Origin of the sequence: Paraburkholderia hospita (genome assembly GCF_002902965.1) — a bacterium.
In the GTDB taxonomy this organism is placed as follows: domain Bacteria; phylum Pseudomonadota; class Gammaproteobacteria; order Burkholderiales; family Burkholderiaceae; genus Paraburkholderia; species Paraburkholderia hospita.
Genome location: NZ_CP026106.1, coordinates 1,123,485 through 1,146,985, shown reverse-complemented (window position 1 = coordinate 1,146,985; position 23,501 = coordinate 1,123,485). Strand labels below are relative to the sequence as shown.

The 23,501-nt window shown below is 60.2% G+C and carries 14 protein-coding genes and 2 pseudogenes; 8 read left to right on the top strand and 8 right to left on the bottom strand.

All coding sequences use genetic code 11. From position 1 onward, the window contains the following. Window positions 1-103 precede the first annotated feature (103 nt). Together C2L64_RS23500 and C2L64_RS23495 are read left to right on the top strand one after the other, a co-directional pair. On the top strand, window positions 104-1,126 hold the full coding sequence (locus tag C2L64_RS23500) for an amidohydrolase family protein (RefSeq protein WP_007589910.1): 1,023 nt from the start codon (window positions 104-106) through the stop codon (window positions 1,124-1,126). Between the two features lie 85 nt (window positions 1,127-1,211). After that, window positions 1,212-1,802 (top strand): MarR family winged helix-turn-helix transcriptional regulator, encoded by a 591-nt coding sequence (locus tag C2L64_RS23495; RefSeq protein WP_007589911.1) that lies wholly within the window; start codon window positions 1,212-1,214, stop codon window positions 1,800-1,802. Between the two features lie 3 nt (window positions 1,803-1,805). Here the strand turns inward: C2L64_RS23495 and C2L64_RS23490 are convergent, their stop codons facing one another. Further along, a complete protein-coding gene (locus tag C2L64_RS23490) occupies window positions 1,806-2,528 on the bottom strand; it encodes a siderophore-interacting protein (protein ID WP_039901740.1) in 723 nt (240 codons plus the stop codon). 90 nt (window positions 2,529-2,618) lie between these two features. On the opposite strand from C2L64_RS23490, the gene C2L64_RS23485 reads away from it, so the two are divergent. After that, a complete protein-coding gene (locus C2L64_RS23485) occupies window positions 2,619-3,134 on the top strand; it encodes a MarR family winged helix-turn-helix transcriptional regulator (RefSeq protein ID WP_007589913.1) in 516 nt (171 codons plus the stop codon). Window positions 3,135-3,616: 482 nt separating this feature from the next. Here the strand turns inward: C2L64_RS23485 and C2L64_RS23480 are convergent, their stop codons facing one another. The 6 genes from C2L64_RS23480 to C2L64_RS23455 all read right to left on the bottom strand — a co-directional run bounded on the left by C2L64_RS23480 (window position 3,617) and on the right by C2L64_RS23455 (window position 8,404). Further along, window positions 3,617-4,600, bottom strand: a complete 984-nt coding sequence (locus tag C2L64_RS23480; protein WP_007589915.1) for a nuclear transport factor 2 family protein — start codon at window positions 4,598-4,600, stop codon at window positions 3,617-3,619. Window positions 4,601-4,963: 363 nt separating this feature from the next. Next, window positions 4,964-5,437 (bottom strand): cupin domain-containing protein, encoded by a 474-nt coding sequence (locus C2L64_RS23475; protein ID WP_007589925.1) that lies wholly within the window; start codon window positions 5,435-5,437, stop codon window positions 4,964-4,966. A 139-nt stretch (window positions 5,438-5,576) separates the two neighbouring features. Beyond that, on the bottom strand, window positions 5,577-6,011 hold the full coding sequence (locus tag C2L64_RS23470) for a nuclear transport factor 2 family protein (RefSeq protein WP_007589928.1): 435 nt from the start codon (window positions 6,009-6,011) through the stop codon (window positions 5,577-5,579). 122 nt (window positions 6,012-6,133) lie between these two features. Then, window positions 6,134-6,973, bottom strand: a complete 840-nt coding sequence (locus tag C2L64_RS23465) for a fumarylacetoacetate hydrolase family protein (RefSeq protein WP_007589929.1) — start codon at window positions 6,971-6,973, stop codon at window positions 6,134-6,136. A 1-nt stretch (window position 6,974) separates the two neighbouring features. Then, window positions 6,975-7,649: a polysaccharide deacetylase family protein gene (locus C2L64_RS23460; RefSeq protein ID WP_007589930.1), complete on the bottom strand. Its 675-nt coding sequence runs from the start codon at window positions 7,647-7,649 to the stop codon at window positions 6,975-6,977. Beyond that, entirely contained in the window at window positions 7,646-8,404 is a 759-nt protein-coding gene (locus tag C2L64_RS23455; protein WP_238554795.1) for a GntR family transcriptional regulator, read from the bottom strand. The genes C2L64_RS23460 and C2L64_RS23455 overlap by 4 nt, the downstream gene beginning before the upstream one ends. Window positions 8,405-8,873: 469 nt before the next feature. On the opposite strand from C2L64_RS23455, the gene C2L64_RS23450 reads away from it, so the two are divergent. From C2L64_RS23450 to C2L64_RS23435, 5 genes and pseudogenes are all read left to right on the top strand, one after another. Next, complete coding sequence (locus tag C2L64_RS23450; RefSeq protein WP_007589932.1) at window positions 8,874-9,428, top strand: cytochrome b; 555 nt, start codon at window positions 8,874-8,876, stop codon at window positions 9,426-9,428. A gap of 92 nt (window positions 9,429-9,520) precedes the next feature. Further along, entirely contained in the window at window positions 9,521-10,693 is a 1,173-nt protein-coding gene (locus C2L64_RS23445; RefSeq protein ID WP_007589934.1) for a porin, read from the top strand. Between the two features lie 73 nt (window positions 10,694-10,766). After that, a complete protein-coding gene (locus C2L64_RS53360; protein WP_131542681.1) occupies window positions 10,767-11,165 on the top strand; it encodes a hypothetical protein in 399 nt (132 codons plus the stop codon). Window positions 11,166-11,188: 23 nt separating this feature from the next. Further along, window positions 11,189-11,479, top strand: a pseudogene (locus tag C2L64_RS23440) (phosphohydrolase); the annotation flags it as partial. Window positions 11,480-11,619: 140 nt separating this feature from the next. Then, window positions 11,620-12,333 (top strand): annotated as a pseudogene (locus C2L64_RS23435) (IS6 family transposase). A gap of 686 nt (window positions 12,334-13,019) precedes the next feature. Here the strand turns inward: C2L64_RS23435 and C2L64_RS23430 are convergent. Further along, window positions 13,020-23,486, bottom strand: coding sequence for a Tc toxin subunit A-related protein (locus C2L64_RS23430; protein WP_007589937.1), 10,467 nt, complete (start codon window positions 23,484-23,486; stop codon window positions 13,020-13,022). Window positions 23,487-23,501: the final 15 nt, after the last annotated feature.

The window sequence follows — 23,501 nt, the reverse complement described above, 5'->3', positions numbered from 1 at the left end:
TCCAAAATTATTGCAAAAGCAACCAAACCGTGATCGAATTAAAACTCACAACCGTTGTTTTTGCAATCGTTCTACATCGATCTACATACCAGGAATTTCCCTAATGAACACCGCTCGCCTGTTATCCGACTGCGGATGCATCGACATCCACACTCACGTCGTTCCTCATGATTTCCCGGCCTATGTGGGCCGCCGTCCCGATGCCCCGTGGCCGTCGATGCGCGACGGCAAGCCGTGCCACCGGCACGTCGTCATCTCATCCAAGGTGTACAGAACGGTGTCGAATCAGGCGTGGGACGCCGACATTCGACTCGAAGACATGGACCGGGCCGACATTGGGCGGCAGGTGCTTTCCCCCATGCCGGAACTGCTGTCGTATTGGCTCGACCCCGAAGACGGCGCGACCCTGGCGCGTTATCTCAATGAGACGCTTGCCGAGATGGTGGTCCGGTCGCCCAATCGCTTCAGCGCCCTCGGGGCCGCGCCGCTGCAGGACATCGACCGCGCAATCCGGGAACTCGAATTCGCCGTCGGCACGCTAGGGCTGTCCGGAATCGAAGTCGGCAGCAATGTGGGTGGCGTGTCAATTGGCGATCCGCGCTTCTGGCCCTTCTTCGAGGCCGCCGAGGCATGCAACGCGGCGATCTTCGTGCACCCGCTGCGCCCGGTCGGCATGGACCGATTGGTGGGACCGGCATCACTGGAGCAGATCGTCGCGTTTCCGGGTGAGATCGGTCTCGCTGCCGCATCACTGATCACCGGTGGGTTGTTGAAGCGGTTTCCGCGCTTGCGCATCGCGCTAAGCCACGGTGGCGGGGCGATCCAGGCCTTGCTGCCACGCATGCAGTTCGCCTGGGAATGTCAGGAGGCATTGCAGGAGGCCATTTCCGTAGCTCCCGTCGACGCGGCACGGACGCTTTACTATGACGACCTGCTCTACAGCACCACCGCTATCCGCGCACTTATCGAAACAGTGGGGGAAGACCGTGTGATGATCGGGACCGACTATCCGTTCGCGATCATGGACCCCGATCCCGCAGCGCGCGTTGCAGCACTCGGATTAAGTGCCACCGTCCAGGAAGCCTTACGCTGGAAAAACGCGGCCACCTGGCTCGGCCTCGAATGAGCCCGGCGCGGATGCGTATCCGGATCCCTCCAAACTGTAGCTTAAGCTATCATTCAGGTTCGAATCCGAGCGACGAACGCCATTCATGACCACTTCCGATTCAACCACGCAGGCGCAACGTGCCCGCCATACCGGCACGCAGCCATTGCCCACGGAACGTCCAGATCACGATCTGGAAAATTCGATCGGTTATCTGCTTAATCGCGCGGCTAGCATCATCGCGGCGCGCTTCTCCGACGATCTGAAGTCCTGCGACATCAACCTCCAGGGCTGGCGCGTATTGGCAGCGCTCCGCCACGAAGATCATCAGACCTTGTCCGGCCTCGCAAGTCATACGGGATCGGAGCTGTCCTATTTGTCGCGAGCCGTTGGCGCACTTGAGTCCATGGGCTATATTCAGCGCAGCGAGTCCCCCTCCGATCGTCGTACCATCCAGTTGTCGCTGACCCCCGAGGGGATTTCGACCGTGAACGAACTAGCCCCGCGCGCATGGCAGATCGAACGCATGTCGGTCAAGGGAGTATCTGCCCGCGAGCTGGAAAACACGCTCAAGACCCTTCGGACAATCTATTCGAATCTCGTCGATAACAGCGAAGATGCGCCCGTAATCAATCGCAAGCTCACTGTGGCGCGCCGCGCGCGCCGACGCGAAACGCGCGACGAAATGTCGGGCTGAATCTCACGCCGCGTCGCCCTTCGATCTTCTCCAGTACGCAGAAGAACGAATCGCGTCCTTATCGTGTCCTTTCCGCTCAACCAGTATTTCCCGAACAGCCGCTGCGATTGCCGCTTCGGCACCGCACCATATGTAGCCCTCTCCCGAGGGAACGTGGAATGCCCGCACTGTGTCTATGAGTTCCTGCTCGTTGTCAGCCCAGTTCACGTTGAACACGGCCTTGCTTTTGAAGCGGCGCCGGTCCGCTCTATCTGTAACAAGCAAGAGCACCTGTGCGACGGCCCCGGACGGGAGCTCTTCCAGCCGACGGGCCACCGCAGGCAGCGCCGTGTCGTCTCCGATGAGCAGATGCCATTGGTAGTCGGTTGGCACGATCATCGATCCGCGGGGACCGGCGATCACCGCGCGCTGCCCCAGTCGTGCCGATGCTGCCCAGTTCGAGGCGAAACCGTGCCCATGCCGAGCGAATTCGATCGTCAGCTCCTTGCTGACGGGGTTGAAGCGCCGCGGCGTGTAGTCTCGCGCAACTTCTCCGTCACCGGACGGCAGGATGAGCTTCACGTGATCGTCAAAACCATCGCTCCGAAAGCTGGCCAGCGCTTCGCCCGCAAACGTCAGGCTGCGGAAATTCGGACTGATCTCGTCGATGCGGATTACTTCGACGTCGCGTCGAACTGGCTCGTGCCGTACGCGCGTTACCCGGCTGCCGGTCGTTGTGGTATCCATCTGGCCACCCATTAGTAGACAATGTCACCTATGCTATAAATACAAGGAGACAATGTCAACCATTTTCCGGATCGGTACACTGCTGAAGCGATGAAAGACTCTCCAGACGATTTGTTGGACCTCGTGCACACCGTCATGCATGAATACCGCTCGTTGCAGTACCGATTTCTGCGCGACGGCCCCCATGACATCACTCACATGGACGGCAAAGTGCTCGCGTTCTTCGCCGTCCATCCAGGTGCCACGCAAAGTGAACTGGTCGCCCATAGCGGACGAGACAAGGCTCAGCTCGGGCGCCTGATCAAGGGGCTCAAAGAACGGGGCCTGCTGGACGCGAAGTCGGATGCTACGGACCGACGCAGCATCAGGCTCTCGCTGACCGCAGTGGGACAAGAGGTCCACGCTGCACTTCAACGCCAGGCAAAGCGCCTTTCTGCGAAGGCTGTCGCTGGGCTCGATGCAACAGAACAGCAACAGCTCGCGAAGCTGCTTCGGGCGGTCAAAAACAATCTCAGCGCGGCGGACGCGTCAGATTGCGAGGCTTGTCAAAGCGGGACGAAGAAGTCTGTCGTTGGCCGCACGCGGCCTGACGGGCGTGCCGTCTGATCGTTCGACAAAAGGCATTCAGTCCCGACGGGTACTCTCACCCGCCGGTGACAATTTTTTGCGCCCTTCGAATCCTTGCTGGGTAAGGCGGAGCGGCGGTTTGTCCGGGTTGCGAATCGATAGGTTCTCGTTCCTCTTGACGGAGTAAATGGTGTATGAGGAACCAATTACGGTCACTCACGCCACAAGCCAGTCAGCATCCTATTGATTTTGAACGATATACGGTAAGCGAGAGACCGGAAAGGCGCGTCGCAGCTAGATATGGCCAACCGGAAAATTGCATGAAGAACTAACCTACCCCGCATAGGTGAGCTTCATGGCCGCTCGTCGCGCCTCAGACCGTAGCCGACCCTTGCCGTCACTTAGATCGCAGCGTTGCCAGTGGCCGTTCTTAGAACTCCAACGGACCTCCATCCAGGTCACATCACCTGCCATCTGTCAGCCGTCGTGGGAGTTCGATGCGTCGACGCGCCAAACAACCCTTAGGGCTCCACACCAAGCGTCGCGAGAGATTGAAGGACTGCGGACTGCACTACCCGTCCGTCATAGACGGTAGTCAAACGTGTGATCGCACCGCTCGCATCAAGATTCAGTGCAAAAATCCCGTTCTTCCCTCCCGACAGCTGCGATGCCCGCCATTCATAGCCCCCACCTTTATCGCTCCCCAGAACGTGCCGTGGGATTGACGGAGAGCCGACGCCATACGGCGCCTGGACGATAACTCGCGCGAGGTATCTTGTGATCGCGGCCTTACCCGACACCTGTGTACGCAATGTCATGTCCTCGAAGACGGCGTCGTAACTGAATAGCGCGCCGGCAGATTGTGCATCTCCCGCAGCCAAGGCTTGTTGAAGCGCATTCGCCGTTGATTTCATCAAGACCGACGCGCTCTCGCCCACCTGACTCTCCTTGAAATCGGTGGCGAACTGCGCTGGCGGAAGACGCAGCGACGCATCGATTGAAGCCGGGATCGTGCGACTGTCCCAATAGTCGACCCAACGAACGATCTTGCCGTTTTTCATGTCGACGGCAGACAGTGTCCGGATCTCGGCACCAAACAGTTCCTTGGTGTCGGTAAGCGCTACGATGGCACTTGTCTCGTCGCCAAGAATACGCGTCGGGTAGGACAGGCCTCCTACACCCCAGGTCGGAACGACCTGCGCAAAGATTGCCTTGAGAGCCGCGAAATTGTCGAATCCCCATCCAACGGTCGCATCGTAAAACGTTGCTCGTGGATCGGAAAATCGAGCCATGATTCCATCCACGCTATGTTGCGACCTTGCCGCAAAGTAGCCGGAGAAGAATGCGGCAGCGCCAGCTGTAGCGGCCGACGTGTCTGCCACCTGCGGGTAATTGGGCGTTGGAGCGGCTTCCTGGGCGGATACGCTGCTTCCGCAACCTTGCAGCGAGGCGATCGCTGCGGCGATACAGCAGCTTGCAACGAGTCCGATCAGATACCGTTTCATGCTGTCTCCTTATCGGGAGGCGCTTTCGCGCTGGTTGGTGTCTTGTGATTTTTCTCTATGCACACCGGGCAAACGAATCGCATCGACAGCGCGACAAGCATTTCGCGTGGAGCATGCCTAACGTTGCTCGCTCGCTAGCGAACCGCGGGTCGGCTAAATGCCGCGATAAACGCGACGATGGGCACGGTGATGCCTCGACATCGCCGGCGCTGCTGGCTCACGTCGATAAGAGGCGCGGTGCCCGCTAATAGCAAGCAGACTCATGCCAACTGCGTGCAGAAACCGTGGGCGTGACCTGGCCATCAGGGCCGCAGTCCGACCTGTTAATTGACACGCTTCAAGGAGTCGCCCGAAGGGCTGCGCTCAGCGACGTGAAGGAAAGTTCGTATCGAACTTCTTGCTGATCTCCATCACTTTCTCACCGCTAAAGCCTCCAGAGGCAGCGAGTTCGGAAATGGCTTTGAAATAGTGATCCTGCCCGCCCGGCAAGCTCCAATCGAGCATGCGCGCCGCGCTTGTCCCGATGTTCTTGAAGCGGTGCACGACATTGCGCGGTATGAAGACGATCGTGCCGGGGCCAGCAATCGTTGTCTGCTCTCCAACCGTAATCTCGTAGCTACCGTCGACGATGAAGAAGGTCTCCTCCTGATCGAAGTGCACGTGATCAGGCGGTCCTTCACCCGGCTGGTGGCAGGCCATGATCACCGAGATCGCCCCGCCCGTGTCCTCGGTGCTCAGAAGCACCTGCATGTCCAGACCGAAGGGCTTGATAGGCTGGGCCTGCTCGGGCTTGACGATGACGGCCTGAGGCCGTGGCGTCGGTGTAGGTGTGTCCATGATGTCTCCTTGTGATGAAGCAGTGCTGTTGCCGGTCAGACCTTGGGCGCTACTGCTGTGCGATGCAGGCTGCGACGAGCGTGCGAGCTTGCCCTCTACCGTCACCACGCCGTCCGGCGGGCGAACCCGCACCCGTTGCTTAACTCTTACCGCCGAACCGCACAGACACCCTTCTACGGGCGATTCGCCACCCGAACCCGGTCTTCCGATAGTCATCCGTGTATTGCGCGACGAGATCGGGAATGGCGGGTGGAAAGACTTCCGGAACTGCCGATCGTACTGAGCGGAAAACCGTCACATACGAACGACCCGTCGCAATGTCGGCGTCGATAACGTTTATCAGCACATTGGAGCAAACGTGCAAAGTACTGATATCGGTGCGCCGCCCGGTAAAGAAGGCGCGCAGTTGCTCATGTCCCGTTAGCGACGCATGGCCCGCACGGTCCCAGACGGCATCGGCTGTAAAGACGTCGATGAACCTGTCGGCATCGCAGTCGTCAACTGCATAGCAATATTCGTGAACCAGCCGACAGCATGCGCGTTCCGCGCTCAACATCTCTTCCGGCGTTATCAATTGATCATCTCCGTCAGACCGTGACGTTTTTTCGACATCAAGCGGAAAGCTGAGCCATGCGATCGAACGCTCGACTGCCGGATGCGTTTTGCGCCGGCCGTCGCCACGAGCGCTGCGCTATTTCACTCGGCGATCACCGGGTTGCGCAAGATACCGACGCCGGATATCTCGACCTCGACCATGTCGCCATCCTTCATCCAGAGGGGCGGCTGATGGTAGGCGCCCACGCCGCTCGGCGTTCCAGTCACGATTACATCGCCTGGAACGAGTTCGGTAAATGTCGAGCAGTAAGCGATGATTTCCGGAATCGAAAAAATAAGATCGGACACTGGTGATTGCTGAACGACGCGGCCATTCAGGCGCGTTACGAGCGTCATATCGTCGGGATCTCCAGCCTCGTCTGGCGTCACTAGCCATGGGCCAAAGCCGCCCGTCGCGACAAAATTCTTACCCGGCCCGAACTGCGACGTATGCCACTGATAATCCCGCAGACTGCCGTCGTTGTAGCAGCTGTAGCCGGCGATGTAATCGGCTGCGTCCGCAACCGGAATGTGGCGACCGCACTTTCCAATCACGACCGCGAGCTCGCCTTCGTAGTCGAAATCTTCGGATACCTTCGGAACAACCAGCGGTTGCCGGGAGCCAACCTGACTATTTGCGAACCGCGTGAAGACGGGAGGATACTTCGGAGCCTCAAAACCCGACTCGACCTGGTGCGCGCGATAGTTCAGCCCGATACAGATGATCTTGTCTGGATCCGGAATCACCGGCAACAGGGTGACCTCTTCAAGCGAGTACCTGCGGCCTTCCCGGCCTTTCGCTGCGACTGTCGCTTGCAGATTGTCGGTTGTGTTCGACAAGAGGGCTTTTAGCGACTTCACACCCTCAAGTTCGATAAGGACGTCATCGGCTACGACACCGACGGCTTGCCGTTCATCGGCAATAAAGCTTACCAGTCGCAAGTTAACACTCCTCGGTAGATAAAAATGCTGGGTCAGCGACGTACGGCGTCAACGGGCTTCGCTCGACGCCCTTGTTCAAGGGCACGCATGACTCCGGAAACGCCTGGACGAAGTGACCTCCACGCGCGCGGATTTCCTCGATGAAACGAGCGAGGTGATGCATGGCACCCGTCGGCAAATCGTGCAAAACGACGACGGCATGCTCCAGTGAAACGCATTGCTTCACTGCTGTGTCAACCCAACCATCCGGATAGAGCCAGTCTTCCGGCACGGCATTCCAGAGCGCGATGCTGTAGCCGCCGTCCTTTAGATAATTAGCCGCTGCAGCACTCAGCAGTGACGGGCCAATCGAGCCGTCTCCGCCGGTCGGACGGAACAGCCTGCTCTCATGCGCATCGTCGCCGATCAACTCCTGCGTGCGTCCGATTTCAAACTCCGCAGTCGCGCGATCGGGCGTCGTGCCCAGGGGCACATGAGCGAAAGTGTGATTGCCAATCCAATGCCCGTCTTCACGCGCACGGCGCAACAAAGGCTTACGCGTTCCATCCTGGAGTTTTTCGCCCAATACAAAGAATGTCGCCTGAACGTCGTGCAGGCGAAGCACATCGAGCACAAAGGGCGTGACTTCCGGCTCGGGGCCGTTGTCGAAGCTGAGCGTAACCTTGAACGCGCTCATGATGCGGGACGATCCGTATTAGCGGATACAACAGGACCTTCCAGAAGAATCTTCGTCGTCTTGTTGAAATGGCGGGCAACCAATGCCAATGCGGCGGGCACATCGCGATCGATCACAGCTTCCATGATCTGCTTGTGTTCTTCGTTCAGATTGCGCTCGCCGGGGTGATACGACACCGACAGTTTTCGATAGCGCTCGGACTGCTCTATCAACGCCTCACGTATGGACAGCAATCGCGGTGACCCGCAGGCAGCGACCAGCGAGCCGTGAAAGCGCTGATGCACGGCGGACCAGTCGCCCATCAACGGCTGCAGGTGCCGCTGCTCTGCAGGCGTAGCCCGCTGCAATTCATGAAACGCGCCCACGATGGCGCCTTCCCATGCAGCGTCGCCACGCTCGATCGATGCCTTGATAGCAAGGCTCTCAATTTCGATCCGCACGCGCGTCAAGTCCTTCAAGTCCTCCTGCGACACCGGCGTGACGCGGAACCCGCGCTGGTCGAACGACTGGGCCAGTCCCTCGGACGCCAGGCGTGAAAGCGCTTCGCGTACGGCTGCGCGACTGATACCCAATCGTTCGGCCAGCATGACCGAATGCAGCCTTGATCCCGGCATTAGCCTGCCCTCAAGAATGTCCGCCCTGATCACCTCAAAAGCGTAAAGCGAGCGGCTTTTGTTGCCCGTTCCTTCGACTTCGGGGCTCGCCTTATCGCGGGCCCCCAGTTCGGTTGCATCAGTCACGGTCTCTCCTTTCAATCCGACAATGACGACATTTTAAGTGAATGTTACTCGTTTGCTTGGCCGAGTAAACACCTATTCACGGGGATTTAAAGAAAATCGATAGTCTCGACACGCTTTGAATGTCGACATTTTTTATTATGAACGACATTTTTGATTCGGGCAACGGCGGCCGACTGCGAGGCGATGAAAGCGTCCGGAGCAGCAGGAATTGCAGCGTATCCAGGAGATGGATGTGATTCCAGGAGAAGTTCGAGCGGGTTTTACCCAGACGGTCAGCGCCTCGACCAATGGCGGGGCGCCGAGGGGAAATTACACCGGGGCCCATTGGGATCGAAGCCACAGTGGGTTCCAGGTCGCCCCTCCCGCGCCCAACCGGCCCTGCTGCGCGCTACCGGCACGCGTGCCTGTCGATCACTACCAGCAGAGTCCGCGCCACCTGGCAGCCGGGGTCGCCCAAAACGATTAACCACCACAGGAGACTGCAATGGCAAACACGGAATACACGGGCGCCGCGAAGGCGCTCCATTGGATGATGGCGGCTGTCATTTTTGCGGCGTGGATCGTTGGGTACTACTCCTCCACGCTGACCTTGTCGCAGAAGATTCAAACCGGCAGCGTGATAGTCCACAAGTCGATCGCGACCGTCACGTTGTTCCTGCTCGCGGCGCGCGTCCTCTGGCGACTCAGTCACCGCCCGCCAGAAGCCCCGCTCACGATGTCGAAGCAGGCCCGCGCTGCGGCGGCTGCAGGTCAAATACTGCTGTACGTATGTATGTTCGGCTTACCGTTGACCGGGTGGGCGTGGACATCCGCTGCGGGTTTCACAGTTCCCGTTGCAGGCCTCTTTGATCTTCCGCCCATTCTCGCCAAAAACACCGCTATTGCCGCGTCACTAGGCCCCGCGCACATGGTGATCGCCTACGCGACGGCCGTGCTGATTGCCGGTCACATTCTCATGGCCTTTAAACATCACTTCATCGATCGGGACAGCGTGCTGCTCTCGATGATGCCGAAATCAAGGCGCCGCCTGAGCGACTAACCGCGACGCCAATCGCCTGCAAGGCTAAAGCGGCCCGATGACAGGACAGCGCCTGCTGTCCTGTCTATCAAAAGTGACGAGGAGACATTGAATTGAAACGGATCGCATTCATCACCGCGAGTTGTTGTGTCAGCATCGCGGCACATGCCCAGAGTAGCGTGACCCTTTACGGGATTCTCGACAACGGGATATCTTATGTGAGTAACCAGAGGACTGCGCCAAATGTTGGACACAGTGCGTGGATGGCGTCGACGGGCAACATTGTCGGCGACCGGTGGGGTCTTACCGGGACCGAAGATCTAGGCGGGGGTCTAAAGACGCTATTCAAGATTGAAAACGGTTACTCGGGACAAAACGGGAAACTGCAGCAGGGAGGGCGCCTGTTCGGAAGGCAAGCGTGGGTCGGTGTATCGAGTTCCCAAGCGGGCACAGTAACGCTCGGCCGCCAATATGACTCCGTGGTCGACTATCTTGGACCTCGAAGCCTGGCGCAGACCTTCTATGGCGGACTTGAATTCGCCCACCCATTCGACAACGACAACATCTCCGATTTCTTTCGCCTCAGCAACTCGATCAAATACGCCAGTGTCGACTATCAAGGCCTGAAGTTTGGCGGACTGTATGCGTTCTCTAACCAGGCCAGTGGGTTCGCCGTCAATCGCGCATACAGCGCCGGCGCTACCTACAAAAACGGGCCGGTATCGCTAAGCGCCGCATACATGCAACTTGATCAGCCCGGTAACGGTGCAACAGGTGCGCTCGACGGTTCAACCGCGTCGGGGGATGCAACGTTCCACGGAAGCAAACAACGGGTTTGGGGGGCGGGCGCGAGCTATGCGCTGGGCGCCGCTAATTTCGGATTCGTCTGGACCCAGACAACTGTTGCTGACGCAACCGGTGTGAACATTGGATCCTCGCTGGCTCCGGCTCAAACGGGCACACCGACCAATCTGCGCTTCGTCAACTACGAAATCAATGCCAGTTATCTGATCACGCCTTCATGGGGCATCTCCGGATCGTACACGTTCACCGACGGACGCTATTCGAACGCGGCAATCAGCGCAAAGCCGCGATGGAGCCAGTTCAACTTGCTGACTGCCTACGCCTTGTCCAAGCGTACGGACGTCTACCTCATGTGTGAATATCAACACGTCACCGGCGCGACAGGGACGATATTTAGTGGTGCGTTCATCGAAGGTAGCGGCGGCGCCTCCGCGACGAACAAACAGTTCCTCGCAAGCGCTGGGCTACGGGTCAGATTCTGAAGAACGGGTATTGCGCAGGGTTTGCGCCGCGAGCGAAATTCCTGCGCGTGGATAGCGAATCAAGGAGAAAGCGGTGTCTGGCAACCTGTCGCCAATGCTGACCAAAGTCTTGCCGACGGAACTCATCGGGTTGGGCGGCGATCAGCCGGGTTTAAGCAATGCGGTCATCTCTTACGTTGCAATTACAGGGGCGCTGCCGGAAACCGGCGTAACCGGAAAAGCTCGGGGTTTGGTTTTCGGCACCTGGAGATCTGCAACATTGGCAATCCGTGCGGCGACACCGGCAGACTTATATATCGCCCCTGTTGCTGGCTTCTCGGCACAAGATTTTTTCTCCGCGCCTGAAACTGCTGCTTTTCAACAGAGTGGAAGAACAGGTGTGTATTGTGCAGAAACGGCGCACTTAAACGGCAGCGCTTTTCGCCGTGATGGTCGAACTGGTCACGGCCGTGGGGCAAGCTTGAGCACCTGAAGAAGGAGTCCGAGTCCACCGCGCTGGAGCCATTCGTCAGCGCGGAAAATTACTGAATGGTCAAGCACCATGGGATCTTCCAGGGGTATTACTTCTTCCATCACATGGGCATGGACCACAATCTGCGTGATAATTATCGCGACGTGCCGGAGTTGTTCAAACGTACCGCGCATTTCTGTGAGAATTATGACGCGGCGGCCTTCGATCCGGATGCGGAAACGCTGCCGTTAGAGTTCTTCGAACCGATGGTACGGAGAGTGTTTGCCGAGCCGAAACGAACCCTGTATGAGGCCACGTTCAAAAAAATCGGTTGAGTGTCTCGCCCCGGACCACCAACCGACGAAGCGGTTGTGGACGCTTACCTTTGTCAAAGAAGGTTAGGGGGCAGTGTCGCAATAAGGCGTCGTGGGTAGAATTCGCGAACCGACTTTGGTCGACGAACATGATTTCCTGGATGACAAAGACGCCACGCACGACACTGCCGCCGGGCATCGCCCGGGTGCTGAAACGGCTGCACTATCCCTTGGACGTGATCCTGCTGTGTGTGCGCTGATACGTGGCGTATTCGCTGAGTCTGCGCGACCTCGAGGAAATGATGGCCGAACGGGGGTTCGAGGTCGACCATTCGAGCGTACATCGCTGGGTGATCAAGCTGGTGCCGTTGTTCGAAAAGGCGTTCCGCAAGCACAAACGTCCTGTCGGCGGGAGCTGGAGGATGGATGAGACCTACGTCAAGGTCAAGGGGCAATGGAAATATCTATACCGCGCAGTGGACAGGGACGGCAATACTGTGGATTTCCTGCTGTGCGCCCGTCGCGACAAGGTGGCCGCGCGGCGCTATTTTGAGAAGGCAATCGACCGGAATGGCGAGCCAGAGGTAATCACCGTCGACAAGAGTGGCGCCAACCTCGCCGCGCTCGAAGCCATCAACGCTGACCGGCAAACGCCCATCCTGATCCGGCAGAACAAGTACCTGAACAACGTGGTCGAGCAGGATCACCGCGCCATCAAACGCATCATCAGGCCGATGATGGGCTTCAAGGATTTCCGGTGCGCGCGCATCATCCTTTCGGGCATTGAAATCATGCATATGATCCGCAAGGGACAGTTGAATGACGATGGCAGCGCCCGAACGGTTGCCGGCCGGTTCTATTCGCTGCTGATGTAAGCATTCCTATTGATTTTGATTCAACTCGCCACGCCATCCTTATCGCGACACTACCGTGGGCCCCTCACGTCGATGCTGCAGATAAAGAAAGGGACCCTTCATCTGACGTGTTGATGGAATGCCAAGCGGGCAAGGCTGATATAGGGGCGCAGACCAAAACCCGTGCCCATTTTTATATCTCCTGGCGTAAAAGCTTAAGGAAAGTACGGAATTTTGTGCGCGACGACGAGGAAGAGGTATAAGCGAGGCTTTCCTGTTTTTGGCGCTAGTCATGCGCTAGCCGTTCCGTTTCAACCTGCTGCGCAGATGTCGTTCGCGAAAGCGTTCAGAAGCGTTGCGCGTAGGCATTCAAATCAAGACAGCGGTATCCGGCATTCCTGAGACCGGATGTCTCTTTCGTGACCAGGATCGCCTATAAAGCGATCCGTTGGATAACTCAAATGACGCCGCAAAGCTTCGATCAGCTTTGATCGGATCTCAGAACGTCACAGCGGCCTGCTACTGTAACTTGCTCGGGGAAGTGATTGGTCGTTGATCCAACCAGCGGCCTTCTCTGACATCGAGGCAAAATGACGATCAACCTGCAAAGTGAACATATCGGGAGCAGCAGAAGATCCATTAGCATCATCCCTGAACACCATTAGCCGTATCCAGGAGCGCCAACATCGGCCAACGAATCCAGCTCTTCATGTGCCACCACCCACCCGCCATTCGTATCCCAGCACCAGATAGACGTCTTCCACTTCACTCGTCTGAGTGACAGGGTCCTTTTGCAACAGGCCGGGATGCGGCGGGCTCACCTTCAATTGCCACGTCGCGGGCGGGCCCGTGGGCGCCAGCTCGAGATCGACGACGTCCTTCTGGGCGAAGTGCAGTTCCCCGTACACGTTCAACCTGACGAGATTCGCAGCGACCGGTGCTGCTGGCGCAGGCGCTGTGAGCACGGCGGCGTATCCGCCCGCATTGGTACACCGTGCCAGCAACCACAACTTGTTCACCTTGAGCGTCTTTCCCATATCGAGGGTCCGGAACAGGCGAGGCGCCATCTCGAGCTCCAGAACGTTGCCGTTCGCGGGATTTGTCGGATTGAGGAAGGTATGCCACGCGTTCGGGAATTCCCGCCGCAGATCGAGCATGCGCAAGGACGACACCGCCTCGTCGCGTGCAAGGTATTCCCGCAGGTGGGCAATCGCCGCATTCTTGAACGGGCCTGCATCCTCACGCGCGCAATACTTCACGTGCAGGATGGCGTCGCTGATCGTTTCGTAGTCGAACTGGCGAAGCGGCCGGCCGAAATCGGGCTTTGTCGGGTCCGGATTGTTCGCCGGCAGATCGCTGAACAGCTCGAGCGACCAGTCGCTCAGCGCGCCTGCTCCCTCGAAAGGCAAGTACCGCTCGTCGCGGAAGTTGAGCTCGAACATTCCGCTGTCGTTCTGTGCGTTGCTCGCAGCGATCGCCTTCACCGGAATGTTGCTCTCGATAAACCGATCGTCGTCAGCCGGCATGCCCTGATCGTCGACGTTGCGCGCATAGCCGCTCCCGATCGATGCGCTCGTGCGGATGCTGTTCTTGAGCAGCCGCAAGGTGCAGTTCGCCGTCGTGTAGGGACCCACTACACAAGGCAACGTGAGGCTCACAGACTTGATGCGGCGGAAATAGTGACCGGGATAATCGAGATCGAAGATCTCCTCCGGCAGGCTGATGAAGCACCGACCCGTTTCCCGCAGCTTCAGCAGCGCCAGCGGATCGAGGAGCGACAGCGAGATGTGCTTCGTCAGCTCGAACTCGCGCCGATTGCGCTCCATCCACGCGCTTTCGAGGCGACGCAGGTCGTACTGCATGCGCTCGCCGGACAGTAGCCCCTTCTTGAGGCTGTCCCAGTAGCCGAAGGAAATGAAACTGCTGTCCGCAAGGCCGAGCTCGAAGCGGAAGCACCGTTCCGCGCGAGTCGCAAGGTCATATACCAGCCGGTAGCACTGGAAGTACACGCCCGATATCTGGCTGACCTGCCACTGATACAGCTCCTGGTTGGTGTACTTCGATCGCATGAAGTCATCCAGCGATCGCGCGTTCTCGATAAGCAGCTTCTGATTCTCGAGCTCCTTGCCGGCTATCGCCAGGCGCACTTCGGCGGCAGCGATGGATTTGTCGAGCTGCTCGAGTTCCTTGCTGGCAAGCTGTTCCTGCAGTTTCCAGTCGCTCCAGCGCCGCTCATGGCCTGCGTTGATCGAGGCCTTATTCGCGTTGTAGGTCTCGACATTCGCCCAGAAGCTGAATGCACCCGCGGCCGCCTGCAGGGCGCTGCCGACATTCGGCCCACCGAAACTGACGCCCGCCCGGGGTGAACCACCGACGCCGGCGGCGCCGATGTCGAACGAAGGAACGACATGCGCAACCGACGCGGCAATGTTGATGGCCTGCGAGATCTGCTGCGCGACCAGCGCTTCCTCCAGCTTCCGCTGATGCAGGTTCTCTGCGGCGCTGATCTTCTCGATGCTCTGGTAGTAGTCGCGCCGGATCGTGACCTGCTCGTGGGTCTTCTTCAGGCCTTCCAGGGTACTCGAGGCTTCTGCGATCTGCTGCTCGCGCACACTCTTTACTGCTTCGAGCGCGCGAATCTCGTGTGTCTGGCGCAGCAGCGCGAGCGATTCCGCGTCCTTCTTTTCCAGCGCCGCGAGCAGTTCCGCTCCGAGGGAGCGCACGTCCGCGCACACTTCGTTTGCCTTCTGGAGCAGCACCGAAAAACGATACAGAGGCAGCGGCGCGTTGAGACCGGCGAGCGCGCTGCCGATATCGAGACCTCCCGCGACTGCCTTGACCAGCAGCGCCGGATCGATTGGCGGCTCGAACAGCGCAAGCTGCCGGACCACGCCTTCGATGTTCATGCAATGCCGGATCTTGTAGAGCCTGTCGGCGACCGTGCTCCAGTAGCCGAGCAACGTCTCGTTGTGCGGGATACAGAAATACAGCACGGGAAGCGGCGCAGCGTCTGCCCCGTCAGGCGCATCGCCCCCGAGCGGGGGAATCAGGTTCTCCACTTCGACCAGTGCGTTCGAGAAGACGCCGAAGCTGTCCTCCAGCTCGTTGAACGTCTCGAGCGGCGGCCTGACTTGCGGCGGCATGCGCTTCGGAGCGGGCCCGAGCAGCTCAGCCGCGAGAATGTAGAGCTGTGTCGCCTCGTTGATGCTCTCCATGCTGTCCTGGCGAAAGAGATAATCGCCCCACGTGATCAGGTTGTCCAGGTACTTCATCACCACCGTTTTCTGGTACGCGACGGTGCGATAGCTTGCGATCCGGTGCGGCTCGAACGGGTGGGTGCGCCAGTCGCGCACCTGGTCTTCCAGATCCTTCAGTGCCTGCGCCGAATAGCCCGGTGCGCCCGTGTCCCCTGCCAGCAGTCGCATGATGTTTTCGATGCGTTGCTGCACATACTGCAGATCCGTCGTTTCGAAGAACGGCTTCGTGATCCAGTATTTGCTAACCGCCGATGCGCCAGGCTTCGCACTCTCCCGCCCGATCGGGTTGAAGATGAAGTGATACCAGTCGCGCGCCTCCGCAAACCGCTGGTTGCGGCTCAACGAGTTCGCGATCAGCAGCGGCGCATGGAAGAACAGCTCCCAGTTGTAGATCGAGTAGGCGCCGTCGGGCGTGAAATCCACCATCTCGCGCGGATACAGCTTCTCCTTGCCCGGCTCGACTACCCAGACGGTGGGCTGGTAGGTCTGATTGAAGCTGAAACCTGTGTCCCGCAGCTGGGTCTCGCGACTCATCAATGCGGGAATGCCCTTGAGCGGATTGTCCACGAGCTTCAGGAAGTCGCACACGAACGGGTGATAGAAATTCCTGAAGTGGAACTGTCGGAACTGGAAGAACCCGAGCGACCAGATGCCTAGGTAGTAATGGAAAAAGCGCATGAGCGAGCGAAGCATCAGCGCCTTGAGCTGCTCGTCCGTGTAGGGCGGCGGCGCCACGTCCGGGAATCGCGAAGCGAGCGTCTGCGAAACGGCATCCCGTAGCGCGAGCGGCCACGTCGTGAGGTCGATCGTGCCGAGCCACCCGAGCACGAGCCCTTCGAAATAGGACTCCCACAACCGGATGTCCCGTTTGATTTCCGGGTAGTACTTGCGCACCGCGGGTTGCCCGGTTGCCCGATCGGCCGGCACGCCGAGCGAGGGCAGCACGAAGAACGTGCGCCTCTTGTCGTTGTAGAAGAAGGGCAGCCAGGTGCCCAGCACCCGTCCCATGTAGCGGTATCCAGTGCGTACCGCATAATTTCCGTCCAGCATCAGTCGATCGAAATACGACAGATGCCACGGCGGCGTGTAGTTGAAGAGATCCGGTGTCTGCATGAGCACCGGTGCATGGAGCAGCGGTTCCAGGCCCGGAAACTGATTGACCAGCGTCAGGTCGTTCTGAGGCGCGTCGTCTCGAACGGGCTGCTCGCGCCATTTCGCGAGAATGGTGTCGTATGCGTACTTGCCGCCACCTGTTGCCGCGCGCTGCGGACGGATGGCGTGCACGAACTCCTCGGCGTATTCCCGGTCGATCCGCACGGGAACGCCTTTGCATCCGGTTACGTCGAAGGCGCCGATCATTGCGGCCAGCAGAAAATTCTGCCAGTCGAGAATCCCGCCGTTGTTGTCGACGCTGTGACCGCGGTGCTGCAAGGTGAACGTGCCGTCGATCGTGCTCTTGTCGATGGCATGGAACGTGTAATGCGTCTTGTGAATCTCGACGTCGTGGCTCTGCAGCCCGCCCTCGAAGTCCGTCGAGACGCGGCTGGGCGTCCAGGCGCCCTGCCGGTAGTCGCTCACCGCCATCTGCATCCTGAGCGTTTTTCGGGTCTTCGGAAGATCGGCGCTGGGCTCACCGCCCTTTGGCACGGCGACGCTGCTGTTGCCTGACTCGTCGGGCACCTCCGTGAAGACCGGCCAGAACAGGAACAGCCTCTTGTTGATGACCGCCGGAATCAGGTAGTCGCCCTTGATGTCCAGCTCGACCTTCTCCCACGCGCTCCACTGCCGGTAGTCGAAACGACGGTAGTAATACAGATGTGGCTCTGTATTGTGCGTGCGGCCGAGCACATGAAGGATCGTCTCGTCGGCGTCGTCCTCCTGATAGAACCCCGCGATCTCCAGTTGAGCCACGCCGTCGAGCTTTTCGAGGTAGTTCGAATAGGCCGTCTCGACGGTGAGCGGATTCACCTCGTTCTGCAGAAGCTCGTTCTCCAGATCCCGGAAAAACGCCGAGCGGTCGATCTTCAGCTCCGGCTCGATCCAGTTCTCCGGCCACAGGAAGACTTTCCGGTTCGCCTCCCACACGCGATACTTGCTCATCCACTTCCACCAGCGCCAGGCCGTGTCCCCGAAGTCGCCGTCCATCTCGACTTTCACGTGCGGCTCGAGCCCCATCAGGCATCGCTGCACGAACAACTGCACGGAGCCAGAGCCCTGCACGAGGCGGCTCGTCAGCTGGCACGAACACATTTGCACATCGAGCAGATAGTAGGCATACAAGTCGTTGGTGTTCTCCCACTTGCCGCTCGGCGCATCGGCGGGCATGGGCTGCGCCAGCAGCCAGGCGCACAGCGCGTCGCGCTTGCGCTCGCGAAGCCCATCCTGAATCTCCGTGATCAGCTGCAATGCCGCCTCGGTGCCGAGCTGCGAACGCAACAGCCCGCGCAACGTGCTGGAATGCGTGAGCGTCATCGCCGCAGCGGCGAACGTCTTCACGGTGCCAACGCCCGCGTTGAGCTGATTGCCGAAATCGAAGGCGCGCCTCATGCGCTCCCACGTCTCCGCGAGCAGATAGTCCGCGGGATAGGCTGCGTCCACCGCTGCGATCAGCGCCTCGACCTCCGAGGCAAGCCAGGCGTCGTTGACGCCTTGCACGTCGAGCGCGAAATCGGCGAGCGCTGCATACGAGCCCGCGTTCAGCTTTTGCAGCACTTCCAGCAGCGTTATTCCGGGCTCGGGCAGCGAGCCGTGAAGGCGCAGCAGGCGGCTCGTTCTCACGAGCTCTTCCACGGAGGCAATTGCCGCGAGACTGTTGATCGGCAAGGTCTGCGGATCGAGCAGCTTCGAAGGGGCCGTCAGTTCGTCCAGCCGCTCCCACTCATTGAGCGAGAGCGCCCACTTCTTTAGCAGCTTCGCGAGCCGGGACGCCCAGAACCATCCATCGAAGGTCGTCTGCAACGTGGCGTAGTCCACCACGCCAGAAGTCGTGGGCAGGACTTCCGAAAAGTGCTTGAGCAGCGTATCCGGCAAGATCGCATACGCGGTCATCAGCCGTTGTGCGACTGCCTCCGTGAGCTCGAGTTGAGCGCTCACCTGAGTGACGACGGCCTGCTGCGATGACGTTTTCGACAAATATGCGAGCGCCTTCGTGACCGCCAGCGCGAGATTTGCCGGCAGATTGTCCTTGGCTGGCGTGTCGAGGTCTCGCAGCGGAAACTTCAGATCGGCATCGAGCAACCAGATGCGCTCGTCCGGCGGCGCAATAGATGCCGGCTGGCTGGCAATGCTGTTGACCGCGTTCCGGTAGTCGGCGTCCGCGGACAGTGCATCGAGCGCGACTTTCTCGTCACTCGACAACAATCCGCTCAAGCGCAGCAGGCGACGCTCGGAATCGTAGGAAATCCTGAGAGCCAGCGCCGCATCCGGGAGCAGCCGGAAATCGACGGCAGCGGGCAGGTCGCGCAGCGGCGCCGTGAAGATCGGTTCGAAGAACTTGAACGCCAGCCGCGGGGTCGCGAAGAACTCCTCGATGGCCTCCTTGTACGCCCCAATTCCCGTAACGGGCGCCAATATCGCGCTCGTGAGCAGCGTGTTCTTCTGCGCTGTCGTCAGCACGCCCGTGAGCCGCAGGACCGGCTCATAGCGAATGGGAATGTTGTTCGGCGCGCCCGTGATCGTCGCCGGGAAGGTGAAGCTCGTTGGCAGGTCGCTCACTCGCGCGGAGCCGGGTCTCTCGAAGAGGTCCGCAATCGCCTGCTGATACCCGGGCTTGCCTGTCACTGCGGCGAGCGTGGCATCGTTTAGCAGGATCGTGCACTGAGCCGCGCTCATCGCGCCGGTGAATCGCAACATCGGCTCGTACCGGATCGCGATCTCGTTCGGCGCGCCGGTGATTGCCGCGGGAAAGTTGAAACCCGAGGGTAGCGTCCCCACGATTTTTTCCTGCACGATCTCGTCGCGCAGCGCCGCGATGAATTGCTGCGCGCCGGCCTCGTCGCGGCCGAGTTTCTGCACAAGCGTGAGCAGGAGGCCTGCGAGCCGTTCGCTATCGCTCGGCGGGGTCGCTGTCAGAAACTCGTACTGCGCGGGGTCGAGCTGCGCCTGAATGGTCTGCAGATCCTTGCGCAGCGCGGTGAAAAAGCGTGACGTGTCCGTCTCCCGGACTGCAGCTTTCGCTGAAGTGTCCGCGGCGAGCAGCCAGTTGAGCTCATCGACGCTCAGGCCGAGGGCCCGCAGCTGATCGATCTGCTCGACGAACTGCCAGGCAGCCTGGGGCGTGGCAAAGCGCTCGATGTCGTGCTGGAGCAGTTTCAGCGCCGTCCGCCATTCATCCGACTTCAGCTGCAACGATTTCGACAACCACGCATGACGCCAGAGGAATGAGAGATTGGCGAGCGTGAGGTCGTCGTTGATGTAGGCGAGGCCGTCGGAGGCTTTCGTCAGCCCCTTCAGAACGTTCAGATCGGCCTCACGGACCCGAAGCGCCGCGAGCAGCACGGGGTGATGGGCCGTGAGCGTCTGGCCTGCGGGAAGATCGAGCGTGACCTGGTCGAGCTGAAAGGCCGCGTCGAGCGGATCAACGACGCGCTTGTTCAGGAACAGACCCTGGTAGTGCGCATCCGCGCGCTTGTCGTAGAGAGCCGTGAATGTCGTGGTCGTGTTGAGATTGCCGAACAGGGCAAAGACCTGCTCGACCGTCACCTTGTCCCCCAGCCGCTTCTTCAGGCGGGAGAAATGAAACAGATTGATCAGGAACGCCTCGTCGAGGGTGCCATTGCCAATCGCAGGGTCTGCGATCACGAGATCGAGTTCCCACATGCGCCAGCCCGTGAGCTTGCGCCACAACCGCAGAAAGCGATGGATAGCGTCGAGCCTCGGGGCGTCGAGAATCTCGATGACCTTCCTGTCCGTGTCGCACGACGCGTCCAGATGGTGAATGTGGAGCGCACCGCCCGGGTTGATGAACTTCAGATCGAGCAGCGCGAGCAGCTCCTCGTACTCGAGGCTCGTCTTGCGCAGGAAGTTCCTCACATTGCCGACGAGGCCGAGCCAGCCCGCCCCGCTCTCACCCCAGACCGCCTGCTGCCCGCCGACGGTCGTATCGGCGAGCAGCACGAGTCGCCGCTCATCGAAGGGCGCAGCGGCATCGACACTGATGCCGAAGTACTCGCACGCGATCTCGCCATCCGTTGCGTTGTTCGGAGCGGCGGCACCGCGCAGCGCGCGCATCAGATCCCAACGCTGCAGATTACTCTTCTGAAAAGCGGCGCGGATCTCTTCGGCGAAGAGATCGAACGGCAGGGTCAACGGGCACTTCACACCCCGCAGCGCCTTGTAGGCTTCTGCGTTGACGTACTGTGGAAAGGCGCGCAGCTCATCGGCGCTGGCTTTGGTGTTGCGCAGGATCTCGGCGAAGAAATCGGGCGTGCCCTTCTTCTTCAGCAGATACGTCACGCTCTCTGCGTGAACGACCCAGCGGTCCGGATCGGTTGCGGTGACCTGCCTCACCGTGAAATCGTCGCCCAGATCAATCGATTCCGCCGCAAACGCGGCGGCGACGGCGGCGTGGGCGGCAACGTGATCCACGGGCATCGCGGTGAAACCGGCAAGCGCGAGATCGTTCTTCCCCGCCGCCACCACATCTTCCAGCACCTCACACACCGTATCGACGTAGGGCATGGGCGTCAGGGCGTTCCCGCAATTGAGCTCGAGATATCCGAGGTCGGGCCGGCGGGCGAACAGGATGTCCTTGACGCTCTTTGCCGGCAGGGTGGACTTGCGGTCCTTCAGGAACATGAGCAGGTCGGCGAAATACGCAGCAGGGCTCAGCACCGAGCGGCATTGCTCGCATTCGCAGAGGTCGCCGCTCTGAAAAAGATTGTTCCAGTTCGGAAAATTGCCGAGCGGCGCCGGCGCGCTCTTCAGCGCCTGAGGCAGGGCTTGCGCGTCGAGGCTCTTCAGGTCCGTGACGACCGTGAGCACCGCCGCGTGAGTATTGGCCGCACGGTTCCACGCGAGGCGCGCGCCGGCCTCAGTGAAACCCGAGCGGCTCGCATAGTCGCGAACGAACTCACTCTGGCCTACGCGATAAACCTGCTGCGCCGAGCGCAGGCCATCGGCGAGAAGTTCCTGTGTAGCGGAGAAATCGGGTGCGAGCTTGAAGACGCGCTGCACGGCCTTCAGCTCCTGGCGAAAGACCTTGTCGCCGGCGATGGGCGCGACCGTGGAATCGGCGCCACGATCCAGGAACTCGTCGATGGGCGTGCGCAGCAGCTCGAAGCTCTCGTGGCGCTCGAGGAAGCGGCTCAGTTGCTCAGGCTGACGCAGTCCGCGAACCTCGCCGGACTGAATGGCGCGCGTGAGACCACCGGAGAACGCAGCAGTCGGAAATGCTTCGCGGAACTGGCGTTCGAGCGACTGGCCGTAGACTTCGGCCGCATCCGGCTTCGCCTCGCCCGCACTTGCGTTCGGGTTCGCGCTCGCGAAGCTGATGGGAAGCGTGATCTCTCCCGCTGCGTGGCCCGAGCGCACCAGCTCGACCCACTCGGTGACGCTCTTCTTCGCGAGCGATCGAATCTGCTCGGGGCGATGAATCTGTTCCGTCCGCTTCAGCAGCCCGACCACGGAGAAATCGCCCCGCGTCAGCTCCGCAAGCTGGAACGACGAGTGCAGCTCGGCAATCTGCTCCGGCGTGAATGAGCCTTCCGCTTCCAGCGCCTTCAGCAGTTCGGGCGTGAACGCCCGGTGCTCGTTGAACAGGCGTATGAAAGCGCCCTGCTTCCCCGCGTCCTCGACGCCAGCCTCTGCCAGCGCAGCGCGAGCAAACGCCACCGTCGGAGAGTTCCCCTGCGAGCGGCCCGAGACCAACTGCAAAAAGGCCTCAACCCACTGTGCTGCGCGTGAGCGCAACGCCTCGGGAATCTCGCGCCGGTTAAAGCCGACGACGAGCGCCTTGTTCACCGCGTTGGCGTCAAGCGTCGGGAGAAAATCCACGATCGCACTGATGCGCTCACCGAGATTCTGGCTCTCGCCGATCGGGAACGAGACGCCTCCGAGCAGCGCGAACCAGAACTCGGGCTGTATTCCGGGCTGCGCCAGGCGGTGCGCCATGATGAAACGCGCGATGTCCTCGCGCACAAGGCCGGTCTCGCCAGCGAGAAAACTGACGTCTTGATGCTCGCGGTCTTCCTCCAGCTGCGCGAGTGTCACGTTCCCGAGGAGCGGTGCGAGTTGATCGCGAATTCTTTCGAACAGCGTGGGCGATTTCAGCGCGTGCGCCGGGATGGTGACATCCACCACGGCGGCAGGCGCGGCATTGAAGAGCACCGGCGAAACGGCGAGAACGGCGCCGTCCGCGGAGAGCACCTTGACGACGACATCGGCGGTGAGCTTTTCACCAGCGCGAAACTGCGACGCGAAGTAGCCAATCTCGTACTTGCCATCGCGGTCGGTCTGCGTTGGCTCGCCCACCTCACTGGGCCGCAACGCTTGCTCGCTGCGCAAATCGCGATCGAACGCCAGAACCCTCAACCGCGGTGCCGGCAGGCCATCGGCGAAACGCACAGTTCCACTGACTTTGCAGACTAACCCGCCAGTCGCCGGCTCATCGCTCAGCAGGCCCAGCTGGCGAAGCATGCTGTTGATGGCAACGGCCGTCGGCTCATCGACGTTGCCCTCGTTCTGCGCGCCGACGACGAGTTGCCGTTCCTGCTGAAAGACGGCCACGAGCTTGCGTGTGACGCTACCGTAAGTCTGCCCCGCACGCTCACGCTGCAAGGTCAGGGAGAACTGCTGGCGACCGTGCGCGTCGTCGATGAGCACGACGCCTCGCTCGAGCAACGCCTGCAAGGCGTTCTGCAGATCCGCGACTGCGGGACCTTGCATGGCTGGCTTCAGTGGCGCGATGACTTTGTTCATGACTGTTCCCTGCCG